Consider the following 20,766-nt stretch of genomic DNA (forward strand, 5'->3'; position numbering starts at 1 on the left):
TTGACGACGTTGGGGAACAGGCTGCGCGTCCCCCGGTTCCGCGACCGGATGATGCGGCGCCGAAGCGTCCATTCGCCGCGCCGACCTCGGCTTGACCGGGTTGAATTGCCACACGCACTGTACGGCCATACCGTGTCCTGCCGGGAGCCGCCATCGTGCCCCAGCCACCGCCCAGCCAATCCGAAACACTCACCGCCAGCGCGGTTCCGTGCGATCGGGACATCCTCGACACGGAGCCGATGCTGCGGAACTTCGGCGGTCCTGGCCCCACCGTCACCATGCTCTACGCCCTGTTCCTGGAAAACGCCGACGAGTTGTCGCGCGTTCTGAACGAGCGATTGGCGCTCGGCGACCTGGATGGTGTCCGGCTGGCCGCCCATTCGGCGGCCGGCGCCGCCCGCACCGCCGGGGCCGGGCGGGTCGCCGATCTCTTCGGCTCGGTGGAGGAGGCGGCCCTGCGCGGCGACGCGGCGGTAATGCGGCGGGACGCGGCGGCTCTCGACCGCGCGCTGGCCGACGTGAAAATTCTGATCGCACGCATTTGAGTTTCTTTCGCGCTGATATATCATGCGGACGTAACCCTTAGGGGTACCCACAGGGCGAAGCGCGAGGGTGGCCGTGTCGTTCAATTCGTGCGCGGTGCTGGTCGTCGAGGACGAGGTTGTGACCCGCAGCGTCTCGGTGCGGCTGTTGAAGCAGTTGGGAGTCGGCACGGTGATCGAGGCCGCCGACGGGGCGGAGGCCCTGGCCCGCTGCAACCGGGTCGACTTCGACGCGATCTTCTGCGACGTGGACATGGTGCCGATGGGCGGTCTGGCCTTTCTTGAGGCCTTGGACGGGCGGGCGCCGGTCATCATGCTGACCAAGCACGACGGGTCGGACGTCGTTCTGTCGGCCCTGCGCTCCGGCGCCGCCGGCTATCTGGTGAAGCCGCTGACCCCGCTCGGCCTGCGCGAGAAGCTGAAAAAAGCGCTGTCCGCGAAAGGGTAGAACCTTGACCGCGACATTATACTTTTCGTAACCACGGCGGAATTATTCTGTACACGGTGCATTGCTGCACCCTTGTGCGGATTGCCGGGAGATTCCGCATGCCCATGAACGTTCTGGAAGTGGCGATCTACGCCATGGTGCTCACCGCGTCGCAGCCACGCCCCTACGAGTGCGTGGCGGTGCAGCCGGAGGGAGTCAATTGCACGAACGGCCTCGCCGTGGCGTCCGAGAGTCCGAACGGCGTCATGGCCTTCAACACCGGCGTGCAGGTCATCAAGGACAACCAGGGCCGCGTGCGGCTGAGCAACGGGATCACCACCCATTTCGACGCTTCGGCCTGGGTGGCCTTCAAGAACCCAAGCGGACAGACCCTGGTCAGCGTGCGCAAGACCGGGCCGTTCCGCTTCAAGTTCTCCAACAGCTTCCAGTGCGAGATGATCGGGCCGAACCAGGACATGGCCCGCTGCTACAAGCCCTGAGGCCCGATTACCCCACCGAGTTAGCCAACCGAGTCCCGCCCGTGCGGCGCGTCGAGATCCAGCGCCGGCCCCTTCGGCACGACGCCGGTCGGGTTGATCATGGTGTGGCTGGCGTAGTAGTGCCGCTTGATGTGGTGAAAATCGACCGTCTCCGCGACGCCGGGCACCTGATAGAGGTCGCGCAGATAGCCGGACAGGTTCGGATAGTCGGCGATGCGGCGCAAGTTGCACTTGAAGTGGCCGACATAGACGGCGTCGAACCGCACCAGCGTGGTGAACAGGCGCCAGTCGGCCTCGGTCTGACGGTTCCCCAGCAGGTAGCGCTGTCCGCCCAACCGCTCGTCCAGCTCGTCGAGCGCCGCAAAGAGGGCGTCGAACGCCTGCTCGTACTTCTCCTGGCTGGTCGCGAACCCGGCCTTGTAGACGCCGTTGTTGACGCGGTCGTAGACGAAGGCGTTGAGCCGATCGATCTCCTCCGCCAGTTCCGCCGGGTAGAAATCCAGCGAGGCGTCGCCGAAGGCGTCGAATTCCCGGTTCAGCATGCGGACGATCTCCGCGGACTCGTTGCTGACGATGGTCCCGGTCTTCCTGTCCCACAGCACCGGGACGGTGACGCGCCCCGAGTAGGTGGGATCGGCCTTGGTGTAGACCTCGTGCAAACGGGTGGAGCCGGTGATCGGATCGGGTTCAGGGAAGGTCCAACCTTCCTCGCGCATCAGGGGATCGACCACGGTGACGCCGATGGCGTCCTCCAGCCCCTTCAACTTGCGCAGGATCAACGTGCGGTGCGCCCAGGGGCAGGCCAGCGACACGAACAGGTGATAGCGCCCGGCCTCCGGTTGGAACGGGGTCGAACCGTCGGCCCGCACCCAGTTGCGGAACTGGGTTTCCGGACGGACGAAGGCGCCGCCGCTGTTCTTGGTGTCGTACCACTGGTCGTGCCAGCGGCCGTCGATCAACAGGCCCATGCCCTGAACTCCCCTCTGTCCGGTGCCGCCTCTCCCGCCCGGACGGCGGGAGAGGCGCACTCTCCCCTCAACCGTGCAGCTTCTTGGCGATCTCCGCGACGTGACGCCCCTGGTAGCGGGCGCCGTCCAACTCGACCGCGCTCGGCTGACGCGAGCCGTCGCCGCCCGCGATGGTGCTGGCGCCGTAGGGGCTGTTGCCCATCACCTCGTCCACGCCCATCTGGCCCTGGAAGCTGTAGGGCAGGCCGACGATCACCATGCCGTGGTGCAGAAGCACGGTGTGGGTGGTGAGGATCGTGCTCTCCTGACCGCCATGCTGGGTGGCGGAGGAGGAGAAGGCGGCGCCGACCTTGCCGACCAGCGCGCCCTTCGCCCACAGGCCGCCCGTCTGGTCGAGGAAGTTCTTCATCTGGCCCGGCATGTTGCCGTAGCGCGTCGGCACGCCCAGGATGATGGCGTCGTAGTTGGCCAGCTCGTTCGGGTCGGCGATGGGAATGTTCGGCTCTTCCTTGAAGTGCGCCTTCTGCCGCACCTCCTCGGGGACCAGTTCCGGCACGCGCTTCACCGCCACCTCGGTTCCCGGAACCGAGCGGGCGCCCTCGGCCATCGCCTGCGCCATGGTGGAGATGTGGCCGTAGCTGCTGTAGTAGAGCACCAGAACCTTCGCCATGTCTCGTCTCCCCTCTGTCGTTGCGGCCGCGCTGGAGGCTGCGGCGTCCCAAAAGATAGCGCGTTGCCCCGTTTCGGCAAATCCAGGGCGCTGGAACTTCATTGTTTCCGGGTGTAGAACAATGGGATGGATCGCCTCGACGACATGATGGCCTTTATCAAGGTCGTGGACACCAAGAGCTTCACCACCGCGGCGGAGCGCCTGAACCTGTCCAAGTCCGTGGTTTCCCGCCGCATCGCGGAGTTGGAGAACCGGCTGGGGGCGCGGCTGCTGAACCGCACCACGCGCAAGCTCAGCCTGACCGAGGTCGGGCAGGCCTATTACGAGCGCTGCACCCGTATCATCGCCGATCTGGAGGAGGCGGAGCAGGCCGTCGCCGACCTGCACGCCGCCCCGCGCGGGCGGTTGAAGGTCAACGCGCCGGTGTCCTTCGGGCTGTTGCATCTGGCCAAGGCGGTCGCCGAATTCCTCGAACGCTACCCGTCCATCGAGATCGAGATGGACCTGAACGACCGCTACGTGGACCTGATCGACGAGGGCTACGATCTGGCGGTGCGCATCGGGCGGCTGCGCGACAGCTCGCTGATCGCCAAGCGGCTGGCCCCCAACCGGCAGGTGGTCTGCGCCAGCCCGGCCTATCTGGAGAAGCACGGGATACCTCAGACACCGGATGAGCTGTCCAACCACAACTGTCTGATCTACACCAACATCCCGACCGCCGAGCAGTGGCAGTTCCGCGTCGGTGACGCCATGCGCTCGGTCCGCGTGTCGGGGTCGCTGCGCACCAACAACGGCGACCTGCTGCGCGAGTCCGCCATCGCCGGCGTCGGCATCATCGTTCTGCCCACCTTCCTGTGCGGGGAGGCTCTGTCCAACGGACAGCTCCAGTGCCTGCTGCTGGACTATTACATGGCGGAGTCGAACGTCTTCGCGGTCTACCCGCAGAACCGGCACCTGTCGCCGAAGGTCCGTGTCTTCGTCGATTTCCTGGCCGAACGCTTCGGCCCGCGCCCCTATTGGGACTGCGCCCTGCTCAGCCTGCAGCCCTTCCGGGCGGAGGCGTGACCGCCGCCGCCCGGAAAGGCCGTTTTCGTCAGGCCGCCGGCTTCTCCATTATAAAGAGGAGACCCGGCACGCCCACGCCCTTCTCACGGCGGGGGGAGCAGGGTTCCATCAGAAGCACCGTCAGGCCGGCCGCCGCCGCCATCGCGCGCAGATAGGCTTCGCTGTGGGCGTAGCGCCGCGACGGGCCGAGCGCGTAGCCGGAGACCGCCGCCTCGCCGTCCAGACGCTCCACCGTCGCGGCGAAGCGGCCCGCCGGGCGCAGGGCCTTGGCGGCGCCTTCGAACAGCGCGGTCAGGTCGCCGAGATAGACGAGCACATCGGCGGCGACCAGCAGGTCCCAGCTTCCCGGCGCCGGTACCAGGGCCGCGACCACGTCGCCGACCGCCAACTCATCATAGAGAGCGCGGGCGCGGGCCTTCTCGACCATGCGCGGGGCCAGATCGACCCCGGCGAGATGCCCGGCCAGCGGACGGAACGCCACGCCCGCCAGCCCGGTGCCGCAACCGAGGTCCAGCACCCGCAATCCAGGCGCCCCACGTTCGGACGCCGGCCCCAGCCGGTCCACCGCCTCGCGCAGCAGGGCCGGCGCGGAGTAGCCCAGCTTGCCCACCAGATCCTGGTCGAAGCGGTCGGCGTAGCGATCGAACAGGGCGCGCACATAGGCCGCCGACAGGTCTTCCCCCGCACCGCCTTCCAGCGCGGTGATCAGCGCCGCGCAGCCGAGTCGGTCGTCCGGGTCGAGGCTTTGGGCACGGCGCAGAGCGGTCAACGCCTTCGCCGGCTCCTGCAGGGCGATCCAGGCCCGCCCGATGGCGGCGTGCAGGTCCGCGTCCTCCGGATCCCGGCGGGACAGCGGCTGGAGCAGTTCCACCGCGCCCAGCGCGTCGCCGGACTCGACCAGCAGGGCGCCCAGTTCCAACGCCGCCTCGCGGTCGCCGGGGCGCAGGGCCACGGCCTCGCGGTACTCCTCCAGCGCGGCGTCCCGCCGGCCCGCCGCCGCCAGGGCGCGGGCGAGACCGAGCCGGGCCGTTGCGGAATCCGGCCGCTCCGCCGTCAACACCCGCCCGGTGGCCACGGCCTCCTCGAACCGGCCGGCGGTCCGCAGCGCCTCGGCCAGCGCGATCCGCCAGGGCCACACGCCGGGGTCGAGCGCCACCGCCCGCCCGCAGGCGGCCAGCGCTCCGGCGGCCTCGCCCGCATCCCGCGTGCTGTCGGCCAGGGCGCCCCACGCCTCGCCCGATCCCGGATCGGCGGCGCAGGCGAGCCGGAAGGCACGCGCCGCCCCCGCCGCGTCGGCGGCATAGAGTCGGTCATAGCCGGTCTGAAACAACATGCCCGGAACGTCTCCGGGTTGGACGAGGGAGCCTGTCCCCTCACGGTCGGCTTGAGCCGTCGAATCGCGATCCACGATCACTTCGCTATGGGAGATGCGCTGTCGCCGTCTCCGCATCCGGGAGACTCCGGATTGCGGGAGACGGCACGCACTCCTGCACCAGCTTGCACGCGCGCGCAAGAGGCATCCGAAGGAGGTCGTTCGGCCGCGAATCGTGCTTCAGACCGTCGCATTAGGCCGTTTGGAGGAAATTGTACGCCTTTCGCACAATCCACCTCTTTCGGTTTTCCAAAGCTCTTCGGAATCAGTGTCTTGATGGATAAGACCGAGGCCTCGGGTGGGTTTTTCCGGCCGCCTTGTGACATCGTTCGATCGAAAGGCGTGGTATTACCGGGCAGCAAATAGATTGACGCTGTATAAAATTTTTGGAAGTGTGGCTTCGGCGCCCGCTGGTGGGCGCTGAACTTTCGGGTAGGAGGCGGTCACCGTAAGCGACTCGGTGACCGGTAATGGCGGCCCCGCGCGGGGGGCCAAAACGAAGCCGGATGACCCCGGCAACGAAGAGGGGACCGAGGATATGCAGGATCGAACTCAGCGCGTGCGACGCACGTATGGCGGCTGGATCGCTCTTGCACTGGGCTTAGCCGCCGCTCCGGTCCTCACCGCCAAGCCCGCCGCCGCCCAGGACAGCAGTTGCGTCTCCCACGCCGTCGAGGCCGAGCGCAAGTTCAACATCCCCTCCGGTCTTCTGGTTGCCATCGCCCTGGTGGAAAGCGGCCAGGACGGCGCCCCGACCCCCTTCGCGATGAGCGTGGAAGGCCGTCCCGTCTACGCCCGCAACGCCAACGACGCCGCCCGGCATCTCCGCGACAAGCGCGGCCAGCTTCGCCAGAACGTCTATGTCGGCTGCATGCAGATCTCGCTCGGCACCCATCGCGGCGAGTTCCAGCCGGTGGAGCGGATCGTCGATCCCCGCGAGAACGTCAATTACGCCGGTCGCCTGCTTCTTCGCCTTCACGGCGAGCAGGGAAGCTGGAAGACCGCCGTCGCCCGCTACAACGGCGGCTCCACCCGTCAGGCCCAGAACTACGTCTGCAAGATCTGGCAGCATCTGAACGAGCTGGACCCGAAGAGCGCCAAGCTGCTGGAATCCGCCCGCTGCGGCGAGTCCGAGCCCGCCAGCATCGCGCCGAGCACCCGCCGCACCTTCCGCAACGCCCAGCAGGTCGCTTCTCTCGACTGATAGCCTGGCTTCGAATAAACCGGCTTCGCAGGGGATGGCGCGGAACGCCCCGATGGGCTAAATCCCTGCCCCATGAACTACCGTCACATTTTCCACGCCGGCAACCCCGCCGATGTGATGAAGCACGCCGTTCTGGCGCTGATCATCGATCATTTGCGCGCCAAGCCGGCGCCCTTCTGCGTGCTCGACGCCCACGCCGGCATCGGGCGCTACGACCTGGACTCCGAACCGGCGCGCAAGACGCTGGAGTTCCAGGACGGAATCGGACGGCTGTTCGGCCAGCCGGCGCCACACCCGGCGCTGCGGCCCTATCTGGACGCGGTGGCCGCGCTGAACCCGGACGGGCGGCTGCGCTGGTACCCCGGATCGCCGCGGCTGGCGCGGGCGCTGCTGCGCGAGCAGGACCGGCTGCTCCTCAACGAGCTTCACCCCGACGACTGGCAGACCCTGAAGGCGGAGTTCGCCGGGGACCGTCAGGTTTCGGCCTTCAAGACCGACGCCTATCAGGCGCTGAGGGCCCATCTGCCGCCGCGGGAAAAGCGCGGCCTCGTCCTGATCGACCCGCCCTTCGAGCAGCCGGACGAATTCGCCCGCATGGCCGAGGGGCTGAAGGCGGCACACCGGCGCTGGTCCACCGGCGTCTACGCCCTGTGGTACCCGATCAAGGAGCGCGCCGCCGTCTGGCGCTTCCAGGAGGCGGTGGAGAACACCGGCATCCGCAAGATCCTGAGGGTCGAGCTGACCTGGCACCCGGAGGACACCCACCTCCGGCTGAACGGATCGGGCCTGCTGATCGTCAACCCGCCCTGGACGCTGGACGACACGCTGCGCGACCTGCTGCCGGCGCTGCACGCCGCCCTGCCCGCCACCGGCGGCGGCTGCACGGTCGACTGGCTGGTCCCCGAGGGGTAAAACCGCACATTTCAACGGAGAAGCGGCAACCGGTCACAGAGGTTGCCGTTGCAACGGCCCCGCCACTCGCCCTAGGCTGAACGGGATTACTCCGTTCCGGCAAGGCCACGATGTCCCGTTCCAACGATTTCGCCAGCAGCTTCATCAAGGCTCACGCCGATGCCGGGCTGGAGCGCGTCTCGATCGCCCACATCCTCCAGACCATCCAGAAGGACCCCGCCTTCCTGTTCAGCGAGGAGTTGCGGCGCGGCGGCGGCCAGTGCCCCATGCACGCCGCCCCCAACGCCGACGACGCGGACAAGGTGACGGTCAACACGCTGCTCGCCTATCTGTTCGAACGGCTGCGCGACCATGTGGCGTCCAAGCTGCCGCTGGACGAGCGCGGGCAGGTGATGCTGCCGATCCCGCCGCGCTCCCCCCACGGCATCAACCCGGCCGACCGCGCCGCGATGGCGGCGGCCCCGCTCGACGTGATGGCCTCGGTCCTGCGCGACGCCACCTGCCATCTGCTCGACGGCCTCATCACCGGCTGGGCCGCCGACCTGCTGACGGAGGAGGAGCATTACCGCGCCCAGGGGACCGGCGAAATCTCCGCCGCCGCCGCCGCGACCTTCATCCTGCGCACGACGCTGGAGGACTCAGCCCTCTACCAGCGCGCCGGCTACGACATGCTGTCGATCACCAAGACCGGCAGCCACACTGCCATCCACATCTGCTGGGCCATGGTCGAGGCCGCCCCCCTGCTGCTTCCGGACCAGGAGGCGGCGGCTTACGACGACCTCGTGCGACGCAGCCTGAAGCAGGTGGTGCCGCTGTCCATGGCCAGCCTGGGCATGCTGGTCCATTACATGGAAGCGTCGGGGATCGAGCCCCACGACGGCCTCGCCATCCATCTGCTGCCCAAGGACCAGACGGCCTTCGTCCTCGACGAGGCCGGGCTGATCTGCTTGAACCCGGAGCCGATCACCCGCTTCGCCAAGCCCGAGGAGCGGCATTACACCGGCTGCCCGGCCTTCTACACGCCCGGCTTCATCAAACTGTATCTCGACATCGTGGCCAGCATCGCCATGGACTACGGCGTCTACGACCGGCTTCGCGACCGCTGACCGTCCTCACCCACGAGATTGACGCCCCATCATGGCCCGCTCCAACGACTTCGCCCTGACCTATCTCGCCGCGCATGAGGAGGCCGGGATGACCCGTGTCAACCTCGCGCCGATCCTGCACCGCATCACCGAGGACCCGAACTACCTCTTTGCCGAGGAGCTTCAGCGCCTCGCCGGCCAGTGCCCGGCCCATGCGGACACCCGCAAGGAGGATTACGAGAAGGTCGCGATCAACACGCTGCTGGCCTTCCTCTACAACGACTTGCGCGATCACATCACCAACCGCATGCCGCTGGACGCCGACGGCCATCTGCTGCTATGCAACCCGCCGGACTCGCCGCACGGGCTGGACGTCGCCGACACCGCCGGGCTGGAGGCCGCCCCGGCGGAGACGCTGATCGGCTTCCTGCGCGACAGCGTGTGCCACCTGCTGGACGCCATCATCAAGGACTGGGCGATCAAGGTGACGCTGGAGGAGGAGCGCTGCCGGGCGGAGGGCGCCATCACCCCGCTCGCCGCGGCCGGCTTCGTCCTTGCCAACACGCTGGAGGCGTCGGTCCTGCACGCGCCGTCCGGCTACGACATGCTGTCGATCACCAAGACGGGCAGCCACACCGCGCTCCACGTCTGCTGGAACCTGTGCGAGTCGGCGCCGATGCTGAAGCCCGGCCTGACCCTGGCCGAATACGACGACCTGTCGCGCCGCAGCCTGAAGCAGGTGCTCCCGCTCGCCATGGGCAGCCTGGGCATGCTGTGCCAGTTCATGGGGGCCGGCCACATCGAGGCCGACGACCATCAGGCCATCCACCCCCTGCCCCGGCACCAGACCGCCTTCGTCTATGACGCGGGGGCGCCGGGCGGCATGATCGTCCTGAACGCCGACCTGATCGAGCCGACCGCGCAGGCGGGCGAGCGCCATTACACCGGCTGCCCGGCCTTCTACGCCAACGGCCTGATCAACCTTTACATGGAGATCGTGCTGTCGCTGGCCGCGCGGTATGACATCTACGGGCGCGTCCTGCGGGCCGGATGACCAAAGCGCCGCACAGCCCAGCGGCGCGGCGGTCTTGACGCCACGCAAAGTGTGCCTATCTTGGCGGCCTTGTCGATTTGGAGACTGCTTGCGTGGCCACCACCAGGAAGATGTTGCGCCGTTACACGACCACCGCGCTGGCCGACGGGATCAAGCGGGCGCGCGGGCGCATGATCTCCCCGCTGCAACGGGCGCTCGGGCATGTCGAAAGCGTGTTCATCGACCACGCCTGCTTCCGGCTGGTCTACTCGAACACCCACCGCATCTCCCCCAACATGTACCGGGCGAGCCAGCCCTCGCCCTCGCACATCCGGGAAGCGGCGCGGCATGGCGTGAAGACCATCCTGAACCTGCGCGGCAGCCGCGACTGCGCCTCCTACATCCTGGAGGCCGAGGCCTGCCGGGCGGCCGGGCTGACGCTGGTGGACTTTCCGGTCAACTCCCGCGACATGCCGAAGAAGGAAACGCTGCTGAAGGCCCGCGACCTGTTCGCGACCATGCAGTATCCGGCGCTTCTGCACTGCAAGTCGGGGGCGGATCGCGCCGGTTTCATGTCGGCGCTCTACCTCTTCATCCACGAGGGCGTGCCGCTGGAGCGGGCGACCAAGCAACTCCACTGGAAATACGGCCACTTCAAGCAGGCGAAGACCGGCATCCTCGACTATTTCTTCGAGCTGTACGCCGCCTACAACGAGAAGCGCCCGATCGCCTTCTGGGACTGGGTGGAGCGCGTCTACGACCCGGTGGAGGCCAAGGCCAGCTTCCGCTCCCGCGAATGGGCCGACACGGTGGTCGACCGCGTTCTCGGGCGGGAGTGATGCGGACGGCGCGTCACTTCGCGCCGACGAAGTGGCAATAGGGGAAGTTCAGGAAGTCGAAGCGGCGCACGCGGATCGGTTCATGCCGGTTCAGCCGGTCGAGCACCGCGTAATGGGCCATCTGGTCCAGCATCCAATAGACCTCCGCCCCCGCCAGGAAATGACCGATGTAGGCGCCGAGCAGCGACAGGAAGCGGTCGCCGCCCGGCGTGTTGCTGTAGACGCTGAAGCAGACGGTGATTTCCCGCGACGGCCCGCGGCGGCGCCCGTCGATGAGAAACCCGACGTCATGGTCGGCCATGTCCTCCCGCAGGGTCCGCAGGTCCTGGGCGATCCGCGCGTCGGTGTCGATCACCATCAGCGGGCGGTCCAACCGGCGCAGCCACTGCAAGGCGCGCAGGAAGCGGGCGGAGGCGTAATAGGTGACGCGCTTGATGTCGGTCCATCCCGCCATGTCCGGCCGGTCCAGCGAGAAACCGATCCTCAGCCGCCCGTCCGTCCGCCAGCGGTCCATGGCCTGTTCCGTCTCCGGCGACGGCGCCACCACATGGACGGCGACCGTGGCGCCCGGCATCCGTTCCGCCAGCGATTCCAGCAGCGCCGGAGCGAAGCGGCGGAAATACACATCGTCGCAGCAGAAGAAGACCGCTGGTTCGCCGCCCGGTCCCGGCGCCGGCTCGATGCGGCACTCCAGGGGGGCCATGCTTTCCAGCACTGTTTCGACCGGCGGCAGGGCGCGGAAGAAGGCGTCGTCGGCGCGCAGCATGGTCCACAGGCCCAGCTCATGCTCCCGCGCGACCTCTGCCGCGGTGAAGCGCCGCCGGAAGCGCCGGCCCAGCCAGGAGGCGAGGACGAGCCGGTCCCGGCGGTAGACGTGAAAACCGATGACGGAGGCCGCGACCGTGTCCTTGGGATGGCGCCGCAGGCGGACCCAGGCGGCCCGCGCCCCGTCGCGCAGCACCGCGTCGGACGCCAGCCCCACCTGCACCAGAGTCGCCACCGCGGCGACGTGCAGCCAGTCGGCCTCGTCGTCGTCCGGACGGGCGGCGACGGCCCGGCGCAGAACGCCGATGGCCTCCTCCACCAGCGTCCGGTCGACCGCGAAGGGTTTTCCGTCCTGCACCCCCATCGCCCCGCTGCGCTCCAACAACAGGCGCCCCAGCAACCGGTTCGCCCGGTGATGGTGATCCTCACGGCCCAGGGCGGCGCGCGCCATCGCTTCCGCCGCGAGGGTGTCGCCAACCGCCAGCAGGGCCTCGGCCGCCGCCGCCCGGACTTCGGCGGAGGCCGTCGGGTGGCGCGCCGCGGCGGCGAGCCGGTCCGCCTCGTCCAGACGCGCGCCCCACTGATTCCGCAGCGCCGTCCGGTTGCCCGCCGCACCGGCGTGGCCGGGGTCCAGCGCCAGGGTCCGCCGGTAACCGCGATCGGCGCCCGCCGCCTTCTCCTGCTGCTTCAACCCGTTGCCGAGGTTGAACCAGGAGGCCGCGTGGGCCGGGTCGAGGGCCAGCGCCCGGTGCAGGCAGCCGATGGCCTCCGCCCCCTGCCCGGCCAGGCGCAGGGCGGCGGCGAGGTTGCTGTAGCCGGCGACACCGCCGGGCTCCAGGCGCAGGATGGTCCGGAAATGGCCAACGGCCTCGGCCGGACGCCCGGTCTGCACCAGAAGCATCGCCAGCATCTGCAGCGCGCCGCGATTCGTCGGCTCCCGTTCGAGCACGGCGCGGTAGAGCGGCTCCGCCCCCGCGTGGTTGCCGGATTTGTGCAGGCGGATCGCGTCGTCGAGTGAAGGTTCCATGAGGCGGGACCATAGACCGGATCGGCCCCGGCGCCAATTGGCGGCGGGGCACCCGGCCCCCTTCCCTGGGCGGATCGATGGATTCTCAACCGATTATTGTGCGGTATGATACAATCTGGTTTAGAGATGCCAAGCAACCGGTGACCCAGGGGTGGCCTGCGAAATGCCTCGGTACGTTCGGACCGGACACGTCTCCTCGATCGACCGTCCCGCCAAAACCAAGTCGTTTCATGGACTTCGAGGGATGAGAGCGCACGCTGCGGTGCCATCCGGACCGCGAGGGTCCGCCCATGACGAAGCCTCCTGCCGAATCGGTCGCTGTCCGCAAGCGATCCGACACCGGGTTGTGTTCGGACGCCGGCTGATTCGATGACCCCCAATCCGGTGATGCCACCGCGGCCGACGGCTTGGCTGCGCCCGCAACGGGTCAGGGGCTGGCTCGTCCTGCTGGTCATGGCGGTCGCCGTGCCGCTGGTCCTTTTCTCGGTGTTCCTCCTTATCCGCAACGTCGACGCGCAGGCCCGGCAAACGGAACAGCTCGTCCTCGACCGGACGCGCCTGCTGGCGGAGGATGTGGAGCGCGAGGTGAGCCGCCTGATCGCCGCCGCCGAGGTGCTGTCCACAACGGAAAGCCTGACAACGGGCGATATGGCCGCCTTCTACCGGCAGGCCGCCGGGACGCGCGACCGGCTGGGCACCAACGTGGTTCTGCGCGATCCGCAGGGCCGGCAATGGGTCAACAGCCGGGTGCCCTGGGGCGAGGACCTGCCGGACCGCACCGTGCTCGATGCCGATCAACGGGTCATGGACACGGGAAGGCCGCAGGTCACCGGGCTTTTCATCGGCGGCGTGAGCCAGATGCCGCTTCTCGCGGTCGTTGCCCCGGTGATCCGCGACGGCCAGATCCGCTACCTGCTGAGCCTCAACATCCCCCAGGACCGGATTCAGGCCATCGTGTCGCCGGAACGCATCCCGGCGGGCTGGCGGGCCGGGGTGATCGACCAGGACGGCGTCGTCATCGCCCGGTCGCACCAGACCGAGCAGTTCGTCGGCAAGCGCCTTCCCGACTCGTTGTGGACCGGGATGCAGCGGGTGCCGGACGGTTTCCACCGCGCCGTCAATCTGGAGGGTGTGGAGGCGATCCAGACCTACAGCCGATCCCGCAGCTTCGGCTGGGTGGTCGCGATGAGCGTCCCCACCGCCCTGGTGGCGACCCCGGCGCGCCACGCCCTCCTGCTCTTCACCGGCGGCGGCGTGGTCCTTCTGCTGATCGGGGTCGGGGCGGCGGTCCTGCTCGGGCGGCGCCTGACGCGATCCGTCTCGCAGTTGGCCGAAGCGGCCCAGGCCCTGGGCGCCGGGTACCCAGTGCCGCCGCCCGGCGGCGGCGTGGCGGAGATCGAGGCGGTGGGCCGCGCCATCCGCGGCGCGGCGGACCTCATCCGGCGACGCGAGGCGGCGCTGGCGGAAAGCGAGGCCCGCCACCGGGCCATCGTGCAGACCGCGGTGGATGCCATGCTGGTCATCGACGAGACGGGCACGATCCAGAGCTTCAACCCGGCGGCGGAGCGCATCTTCGGTTACGAGGCCGGCGAAGCGGTCGGCCGGAACATCCGCATCCTGATGCCGGAGCCCTACCACTCCGCCCACGACGGCTATCTGCAGGCCTACCAGAGCACGGGCGAGAAGAAGATCATCGGCATCGGGCGCGAGGTCGAAGGACGACACAAGGATGGCTCGATCTTCCCGATCGAACTGGCGGTCACCGAATGGACCGCCGGGACGCGCCGCTATTTCACGGGGATCGTCCGCAACATCACCGAGCGCCGCCGCACCGAAGACGCCCTGCGCGCCTCCAAGGCCGAGGCCGACCGCGCCAACGTCGCCAAGTCCAAGTTCCTCGCCGCCGCGAGCCATGACCTGCGGCAGCCGGTCCAGGCGATGATGCTGTTCCAATCGGCGCTGCAGGAGCGGCTGGACGGGCACCCCGCGGCCCCGCTTCTCGATTCCATGGGGCAGGCCATGGATGGGCTGCGCATGCTGCTCGACAGCCTGCTCGACGTGTCCAAGCTGGATGCGGGACTGATCGTGCCCCAACTGCAGGATCTGGCGATCGGCCCGATCATCGAACAGCTGGGCGCCGAATACCATCCCCAGGCGGGGGCGAAGGGGCTGCGGCTGCGCGTGGTGCCCTGCACCCTGACGGTCCGCAGCGATCCGGCGCTGCTGATGCGCATCCTGCGCAATCTCGTGGAGAACGCGCTGCGCTATACCAAGCGGGGCGGCCTGCTGATCGGCTGCCGGCGCCGGGGCGACCGCCTGCGCATCGAGGTGATGGACTCCGGCATCGGCATCCCGGCCAACCAGCACGAAGAGATCTTCGAGGAGTTCTACCAAGTCGCCAACCAGGAGCGGGACCGCAGCAAGGGGCTGGGGCTCGGCCTGGCGGTGGTGCGCCGCCTCGCCCGCCTGCTCGGCCACACGGTCCATCTGCGCTCGCGGCCGGGAAGGGGCTCCGCCTTCTGCATCGACGTGCCACTGGTCACCCGTCAGGCCACCCGCGCCGCGCCGGCGGAAGCCCGTCTGGCGACGGGCGACGGGCGGGGCATGATCCTGGTGATCGACGACGAGCCGCTGATCCGCCTCGGCCTTCAGGCGATGCTGGAAGGTTGGGGCTATCGGGTGCTGACGGCGGGCTCCATCGAGGACGCGGTTCAGCACGTCGAGAGCGGGGAATGGCCGAGCGCGATCCTGGCCGATTACCGCCTGCGTGATGGAAAGACCGGCCTGGACGCCATCCGGGCGGTGTGCGAGCGGCTGAGGGCGCCGGTTCCGGCGACGATCATCACCGGTGACACCGCCCCGGAGCGGTTGGCGGAAGCCCGCGCGGGCGGCCACACCCTGCTGCACAAACCCATCGCCGCCCAAGAACTGCACAACGCCGTGGCGGAGATGGTGCCCGCGGCGGAGTGAGCCCGGTTCAGGTTCGCCGATTCAGGTTCGCCGATTCAGGGCGCCAGCAGGGCGGCCTCGCCGTCCTCGCCGAACTGGAGCTTGCACAGGCGGGCGTAGGTGCCGTTCTGCGCGATCAGGGCGTCGTGGGTGCCCTGCTCCAGGATGCGCCCGCCCTCCATCACGACGATCCGGTCGGCGTTGCGCACGGTGGCCAGACGGTGGGCGATGACCAGCGTCGTGCGCCCCTGGGTCAGCCGCTCCAGCGCGCCCTGAACCAGCCGCTCGGACTCGCTGTCCAGGGCGCTCGTCGCCTCGTCGAGCAGCAGGATCGGCGCGTCCTTCAGGAAGGCGCGGGCGAGCGCGAGGCGCTGCCGCTCGCCGCCCGACAGCTTCACGCCGCGGTCGCCGATCACCGTGTCGTAGCCCTCCGGCAGCCGGGCGACGAAGTCGTGCGCGGCGGCGGCCTTCGCGGCGGCCACGATGTCGTCGAAGGGGGCGTCCAGCCGCCCGAAGGCGATGTTGGCGCGCACCGTGTCGTTGAACAGGACCGTGTCCTGGCTGACCAGCGAGATCACGCCGCGCAGGCTCTTCAGCGTCACCGCCCGCACGTCCTGCCCGTCGATCAGCACCCGCCCGCCCGTCGCGTCGTAGAGGCGCGGGATCAGGTTGAACACGGTGGATTTTCCGGCGCCGCTGCGCCCGACCAGCGCCACCGTGGCTCCCGCCGGAACCTCCAGGTCGATGCCCTTCAGCGTCTCCGTCCCCTCCTCGTAGGCGAAGCGGACATCGCGCAGGGACACGGCGGCGCGCTCCACCGCCAGGGATTTGGCGCCGGGCTGCTCGGTGATGGTCGGCTTCTCGTCCACCAGCTCGAAGATGCGCTGGGCGGCGGCCAGACCTTCCTGGAGCACGGCGTTCAGCGTGCCGATGGCCCGCACCGGCTGCGCCGCCATCAGCAGCGCGCCGACGAAACCGGAGAAGGCGCCGACCGAGCCCTCGCCCATCGCCATGCGGTAGCCGGCGAAGGCGATCACCCCGGCCACCGCGGCGCCGCCCAGAACCTCCATCATCGGGTCGATGCGCGAGCGGGCGCGGGTCGCCTTCATGGTCAGGGCGAAATTGTCCTCGAAGGCGCGGGCGGCGCGGGCGCGCTCGTACTCCTCCAGCGAGTAGGTCTTGACCATGCGGGCGCCGGCCAGGCTCTCCGTCAGCAGGGCGGTCATGTCGCCCATCTGCGCCTGGGTGTCGCGCGACACGCGGCGCAGCCGCTTGCCGATGTTCACGATGGGAATGGCGGCGATCGGGTAGATCAGGAAGACGATCAGCGACAGCACCCAATCGAGATAGAACATCGACCCGACCAGCGCGATCACCGTCAGGATGTCGCGCACCAGCCCGGTCAGGGTCCGCGACAGGGCGTTGCGAATCAGGTCCACGTCGCTGATGAAGCGGGAGGTCAGCGTGCCGGTGGGGGCCGCGTGAAGCTGGGCGGTGTCGGACCGCAGCAGATGGTCGAACATCGACAGGCGCACGTCGGTGATGATCCGCTGCACGATGTCGGTGGTCACCACCGTCTGGGAATACATGGACAGCGCCTTGACCGCCGTGACCACGATGATCAGGAGCGGGATGACCAGCAGCATGCCGCGGTCCTGCTCGGAGAACATCGAATAGGCCTGGTCGATCAGCAGCGGATAGGCGCCGGTCGCCGCCGCCACCACGGCCATCAGCAGGAAGGACAGCATCAGCTTGCCGGTGTAAGGGCGCACCCATTCCCGCAGCATGCGGCCGACCAGCCGTTCCGTCGCCGCGTCGAGGCGCAGCCGTTCTCCGCTCTTCTTGCTCACGTGCACGTCTTCCTGTAGCGCAATCGCGATGGCTTAGCCGATGGCGCCGGTGCTTGTCCACCGGGCCTTATCGGGCAAGACTTGTCCGGCGGTGCGGAACCGATCAAGCTTCCTTAACCGGGCGGATGGCACGATACCGGCCGGAACGCGCTTCACCCCGTGCAAAGGAGGCGCCATGGCGGCGGACGGCGGAAACGGACAGAGTCTCGGCAATCGCTACGGCCAGCACCATCACCGGCCGCGCATCGGTCTGGCGCTGGGCGCCGGGGTGGCCCGCGGCTGGGCGCACATCGGCGTCCTGCGGGCGCTGGCGCGCTACGGGATCGAGGCGGACATCGTCTGCGGCAGTTCGGTGGGGGCGCTGGTCGGCGGTCTCCACCTCGCCGGCAAGCTCGACGCGCTGGAGGAGTGGACGCGCAGCCTGACCCGCATGAAGATCGTCGGCTATCTGGACCTGCGGCTGCGCCAGGGCGGCGGGCTGATCGGCGGGGACCGGCTGGTCGCCGAGATGCGCCACCATCTGGGCGACACCCTGATCGAGGAGCTTCCCTGCCCCTTCGCCGCCATCGCCACCGATCTGGTCACCGGACACGAGGTGTGGATGCGCAACGGCCCGCTGGTGGACGCGCTGCGCGCCTCCTTCTCCCTGCCCGGAGTCTTCCCGCCGGTGCGCTTCGAGGGGCGCTGGATGGTCGACGGCGCCCTGGTCAACCCGGTGCCGGTGTCGGCCTGCCGGGCGCTGGGCGCCCAGATGGTCATCGCCGTCAATCTGTCCGCCGACATCATCGGCAAGTCGCGGCGTCCCGGCGCCGCCGTGCCGACCGCGGCGGGGTTCGACCTGCTGAAGCTGATCGACGAGGAGCCGGGACCGGAGGGCGAGGCCAAGTCGCGCGCCGGCTTCCGCGTGCCCATCGGCGCGCTGAGCCGCCGCATCTTCCGGCGCGACTACGAGGGGCCGAGCCTGTTCGGCGTCATGGTCTCCTCGCTGGGCATCGTCACCGACCGCATCGCGCGGTCCCGTCTGGCGGGCGAGCCGCCGGACGTGCACATCACGCCGCGGCTCGGGCACATCGGCCTGTCGGAGTTCGACCGGGCGGACGACTGCATCCGCGAGGGTGAGGCGGCGGTCGAGCGCGTCCTCCCCGACCTTCAGGACGCCTTGAGGGTGTTCGGCTACGCGCCGCCGGTGTGAGCGGCGTCAGGCGGTCAGGCAATCAGGCGGTCAGGTCCACCGCGGCACCGCGCCGGTCCTGCTCGCCGGTCAACTGGCGCTTCAGCTCCTCGGCGATCTGCTTCTCGATGGCCGCCCGCTTTTCCGGCGGCATCTCCGCGAGGGACTGCTCGTCCAACTTCATCCGGGCCAGCAACTGGTCGCGGATGCGCTGGGCCGGTGACTTCCGCGCCTCCTTGAGGAAGGCGTCGGCGGCGCTGACGCCGCTGGCCTCCTTCTCCGGTTCGGTCTTCTCGGTCTTCACCGCGAACTTGGCGACGACGCGGGAGACCTCGGTTAAATAGCTGCCGATTTGCATGACGGTTTCTCGTGACCGATGGGTTGGAGATCCCGCAAGCAAGTTTTGTGCAACTTTAAATATGCTTGGCAATCAACCGCATAAGTGGGATTCCTGGGGGCTCCGATGTGCCGGGCGGCAAAATTGACCGGCTCATGATCTGCCGACCTCCCCGTCCGGCCACTTCCGCAGAGACGATGAATGGACTCCATCACCACAGAGCGCCTGATCCTGAGGCCCTTCCGGAACGGAGACGCGCCGGACCTGCTCGCCTATCTGAGCCAGCCCCGGGCAAACTGCTTCCTCTCGCTCAAACTGGACGGCCTCGACGCGGCGGCCGCGGAGGTGGACGCGCGCAGCCGGAGCGATGAACACATCGCCGTATGCCTGCGCAGCTCCGGCCGGGTGATCGGCGATCTGTTCCAGATGCACGAGCCGCCGGACACCCATTCGGTGGGCTGGAACTTCAACGCGGATTTCGCGGGTGCGGGATACGCCACCGAGGCCGCGCGGGCCTTCTTCGACCATCTGTTCGCGGCGAGGCAGGCGCGTCGTCTCTACGCCTATGTCGAGGAGACCAACACCGTGTCGCAGCGCCTGTGCGAGCGGCTCGGCATGAGGAAGGAAGGGCTGTTCGTGGAGTTCATCTCCTTCACGACGGACGGTGACGGAAACCCCCTCTACGAAAACACGATGCAATACGCACTGCTGCGCAAGGAATGGCGGGCCTGAAAAAACGAAAGCGCGCGCACCGGATCGGTGCGACGCGCTTGTCGTCCTCGGCAACGGAGCGTGTCCGCCGCGTCCGGTCAGCGATCCAGAGCCGTGCCCAGCGCGGCGCCGCCCAGGCCGCCGATGATCGCGCCACGCTTGCCGTCCACCGCGTAGCCGCCGGCGGCGCCAGCCGTGCCGCCCACCACGCCGCCGGTCGAACAGGCCGCGAGCGTCAACAGCGCAATGGCGGTCCCGATCAGGCGCAAACGAGACATGTCCAAACCCTCCTTGTGGTGCATCTCGCCCCTATAAACAGGCGAGAAGGCCATTTGCTTCCACGACACCGCGATTCCGTCGGGAAACCACCCTTGGATGAGGGCGAAAGAGGCATGCCGAACCCATTCGGGCCATGATTCAGAACAGAACGCGGGTCCCGACGCGCAGCATCGTGCTGTCCGACGGGTCGCCGCCGTAGGTCATGGTGCCCAGATCGGCCGTGACGCTGACCTTCGGCGACATGCGGAACCGCAGGCCGGTGGACCAGGCATCCTGCGGGGCTTCCGTGCCGACCTGCGTGTGGGCCAGCCGTCCCATGACCGTCCAGCCCCGGACGGCCGTGCCCTGCTCCAGATAGAGGCCGGCGTTGAGCGTCCGCCGCGCTGCGCCGTCATCCGGCAACTGCTCGCGATAGCCGGCGCCGACCGTCACGCCGGGCAGCGTCACCTGACCACCGACCACCCAGGACCGGCGGGGCGTGCCGCGGTCCTTGGCCACGGCGGCCTTGCCCGCTCCCGCGGTGACGCGCAGGCGGGCCTTGCCCAGCCGGCCGTCATGCCGCACAACGCCTTCCACCACATGACGGGCGAGCGGATCGGCCGCCCCCAACTCCGTCCGCACGGGGGTGTAGCCGAGCCCGATGTTGAAGCCGTGCAGGCCCGGCGAATAATAGGTCGCCCGCGCGTCCGGCCCGCCGAAGGCGCCGTCGTTCATGAAGACCGGGTCGGAGAACCATTGGTCGCGCACCGGCGTGGTTGCCACCATCCGGCGCGACGCGCTTTCCGTCCGGCCGACCTCCAGGGCGCCCCAACCGCCAAGGTCGATGGCCTTCTTGTCGAAGCGGATCGGCGTCGTACCGCCGCCCGCCGCCGTGCGGTCCAGGTCGGGCAAGGCTCCCGCCGTCGCCGCGGCGGAGGACAGGACAAGGATCAGGGCTGCGAGGGGTGGTGCCGGAATACGCCGTGTACGAAACATGAAATGCCCCTCGCCCGTTGCATTAACCCGGACGGATTGTAGCCCGCTGCAATGCTGCATTGCGGGAGACATTTCTGTATTATTT

General features: G+C 68.7%; 20 protein-coding genes. 12 read left to right on the forward strand and 8 right to left on the reverse strand.

Annotated elements, in window-relative coordinates; genetic code table 11:
- Positions 1–155: 155 nt before the first annotated feature.
- The 3 genes from DXK32_RS19485 to DXK32_RS19495 all read left to right on the forward strand — a co-directional run bounded on the left by DXK32_RS19485 (position 156) and on the right by DXK32_RS19495 (position 1,469).
- Positions 156–545, forward strand: coding sequence for an Hpt domain-containing protein (locus tag DXK32_RS19485; RefSeq protein WP_114860020.1), 390 nt, complete (start codon positions 156–158; stop codon positions 543–545).
- Positions 546–618: 73 nt separating this feature from the next.
- A complete protein-coding gene (locus tag DXK32_RS19490) occupies positions 619–990 on the forward strand; it encodes a response regulator (protein ID WP_247877238.1) in 372 nt (123 codons plus the stop codon).
- Between the two features lie 98 nt (positions 991–1,088).
- Complete coding sequence (locus DXK32_RS19495) at positions 1,089–1,469, forward strand: hypothetical protein (protein WP_114860022.1); 381 nt, start codon at positions 1,089–1,091, stop codon at positions 1,467–1,469.
- A gap of 20 nt (positions 1,470–1,489) precedes the next feature.
- Here the strand turns inward: DXK32_RS19495 and DXK32_RS19500 are convergent, their stop codons facing one another.
- Both DXK32_RS19500 and wrbA read right to left on the reverse strand, forming a co-directional pair.
- Entirely contained in the window at positions 1,490–2,437 is a 948-nt protein-coding gene (locus DXK32_RS19500; RefSeq protein ID WP_114860023.1) for a glutathione S-transferase family protein, read from the reverse strand.
- Positions 2,438–2,504: 67 nt separating this feature from the next.
- Positions 2,505–3,107 (reverse strand): NAD(P)H:quinone oxidoreductase, encoded by a 603-nt coding sequence (gene wrbA / locus DXK32_RS19505; RefSeq protein ID WP_114860024.1) that lies wholly within the window; start codon positions 3,105–3,107, stop codon positions 2,505–2,507.
- 126 nt (positions 3,108–3,233) lie between these two features.
- Here wrbA and DXK32_RS19510 point away from each other — a divergent pair, with 126 nt between their 5' ends.
- Positions 3,234–4,172, forward strand: coding sequence for a LysR family transcriptional regulator (locus tag DXK32_RS19510; protein WP_094302592.1), 939 nt, complete (start codon positions 3,234–3,236; stop codon positions 4,170–4,172).
- Positions 4,173–4,200: 28 nt separating this feature from the next.
- Here the strand turns inward: DXK32_RS19510 and DXK32_RS19515 are convergent, their stop codons facing one another.
- Positions 4,201–5,505, reverse strand: coding sequence for a tetratricopeptide repeat protein (locus tag DXK32_RS19515; protein WP_247877239.1), 1,305 nt, complete (start codon positions 5,503–5,505; stop codon positions 4,201–4,203).
- A gap of 598 nt (positions 5,506–6,103) precedes the next feature.
- Between DXK32_RS19515 and DXK32_RS19520 the strand changes: the two genes are divergently transcribed.
- The 5 genes from DXK32_RS19520 (at position 6,104) to DXK32_RS19540 (ending at position 10,617) form a co-directional block, all read left to right on the forward strand.
- Positions 6,104–6,748 (forward strand): transglycosylase SLT domain-containing protein, encoded by a 645-nt coding sequence (locus tag DXK32_RS19520; RefSeq protein ID WP_247877240.1) that lies wholly within the window; start codon positions 6,104–6,106, stop codon positions 6,746–6,748.
- Positions 6,749–6,820: 72 nt separating this feature from the next.
- Entirely contained in the window at positions 6,821–7,660 is an 840-nt protein-coding gene (locus DXK32_RS19525; RefSeq protein WP_114860026.1) for a 23S rRNA (adenine(2030)-N(6))-methyltransferase RlmJ, read from the forward strand.
- Between the two features lie 110 nt (positions 7,661–7,770).
- On the forward strand, positions 7,771–8,766 hold the full coding sequence (locus DXK32_RS19530; RefSeq protein ID WP_114860027.1) for a hypothetical protein: 996 nt from the start codon (positions 7,771–7,773) through the stop codon (positions 8,764–8,766).
- 31 nt (positions 8,767–8,797) lie between these two features.
- Positions 8,798–9,799, forward strand: a complete 1,002-nt coding sequence (locus DXK32_RS19535) for a hypothetical protein (RefSeq protein WP_114860028.1) — start codon at positions 8,798–8,800, stop codon at positions 9,797–9,799.
- Positions 9,800–9,891: 92 nt separating this feature from the next.
- The gene (locus DXK32_RS19540; RefSeq protein WP_247877241.1) at positions 9,892–10,617 is read left to right on the forward strand and encodes a fused DSP-PTPase phosphatase/NAD kinase-like protein; all 726 of its coding nucleotides are present in this window, start codon (positions 9,892–9,894) and stop codon (positions 10,615–10,617) included.
- 13 nt (positions 10,618–10,630) lie between these two features.
- Here the strand turns inward: DXK32_RS19540 and DXK32_RS19545 are convergent, their stop codons facing one another.
- Positions 10,631–12,409, reverse strand: coding sequence for a tetratricopeptide repeat protein (locus DXK32_RS19545; RefSeq protein ID WP_114860030.1), 1,779 nt, complete (start codon positions 12,407–12,409; stop codon positions 10,631–10,633).
- A 369-nt stretch (positions 12,410–12,778) separates the two neighbouring features.
- Here DXK32_RS19545 and DXK32_RS19550 point away from each other — a divergent pair, with 369 nt between their 5' ends.
- Positions 12,779–15,379, forward strand: coding sequence for a hybrid sensor histidine kinase/response regulator (locus DXK32_RS19550; RefSeq protein WP_114860031.1), 2,601 nt, complete (start codon positions 12,779–12,781; stop codon positions 15,377–15,379).
- A 35-nt stretch (positions 15,380–15,414) separates the two neighbouring features.
- Here the strand turns inward: DXK32_RS19550 and DXK32_RS19555 are convergent, their stop codons facing one another.
- Positions 15,415–17,208, reverse strand: a complete 1,794-nt coding sequence (locus DXK32_RS19555; protein ID WP_114860032.1) for an ABC transporter ATP-binding protein — start codon at positions 17,206–17,208, stop codon at positions 15,415–15,417.
- Positions 17,209–17,383: 175 nt separating this feature from the next.
- On the opposite strand from DXK32_RS19555, the gene DXK32_RS19560 reads away from it, so the two are divergent.
- Complete coding sequence (locus tag DXK32_RS19560; RefSeq protein ID WP_114860033.1) at positions 17,384–18,400, forward strand: patatin-like phospholipase family protein; 1,017 nt, start codon at positions 17,384–17,386, stop codon at positions 18,398–18,400.
- 22 nt (positions 18,401–18,422) lie between these two features.
- Here the strand turns inward: DXK32_RS19560 and DXK32_RS19565 are convergent, their stop codons facing one another.
- Entirely contained in the window at positions 18,423–18,737 is a 315-nt protein-coding gene (locus DXK32_RS19565; RefSeq protein WP_114860034.1) for a hypothetical protein, read from the reverse strand.
- Between the two features lie 180 nt (positions 18,738–18,917).
- Between DXK32_RS19565 and DXK32_RS19570 the strand changes: the two genes are divergently transcribed.
- The gene (locus DXK32_RS19570; RefSeq protein ID WP_114860035.1) at positions 18,918–19,448 is read left to right on the forward strand and encodes a GNAT family N-acetyltransferase; all 531 of its coding nucleotides are present in this window, start codon (positions 18,918–18,920) and stop codon (positions 19,446–19,448) included.
- A gap of 77 nt (positions 19,449–19,525) precedes the next feature.
- On the opposite strand, the gene DXK32_RS19575 is transcribed toward DXK32_RS19570, so the two are convergent.
- Positions 19,526–19,705: a hypothetical protein gene (locus DXK32_RS19575; protein WP_014198692.1), complete on the reverse strand. Its 180-nt coding sequence runs from the start codon at positions 19,703–19,705 to the stop codon at positions 19,526–19,528.
- A gap of 139 nt (positions 19,706–19,844) precedes the next feature.
- The gene (locus DXK32_RS19580; protein WP_247877242.1) at positions 19,845–20,597 is read right to left on the reverse strand and encodes a porin; all 753 of its coding nucleotides are present in this window, start codon (positions 20,595–20,597) and stop codon (positions 19,845–19,847) included.
- Positions 20,598–20,766 lie beyond the last annotated feature (169 nt).

It is taken from the genome of Azospirillum brasilense (assembly GCF_003349955.1).
GTDB lineage: Bacteria > Pseudomonadota > Alphaproteobacteria > Azospirillales > Azospirillaceae > Azospirillum > Azospirillum brasilense_B.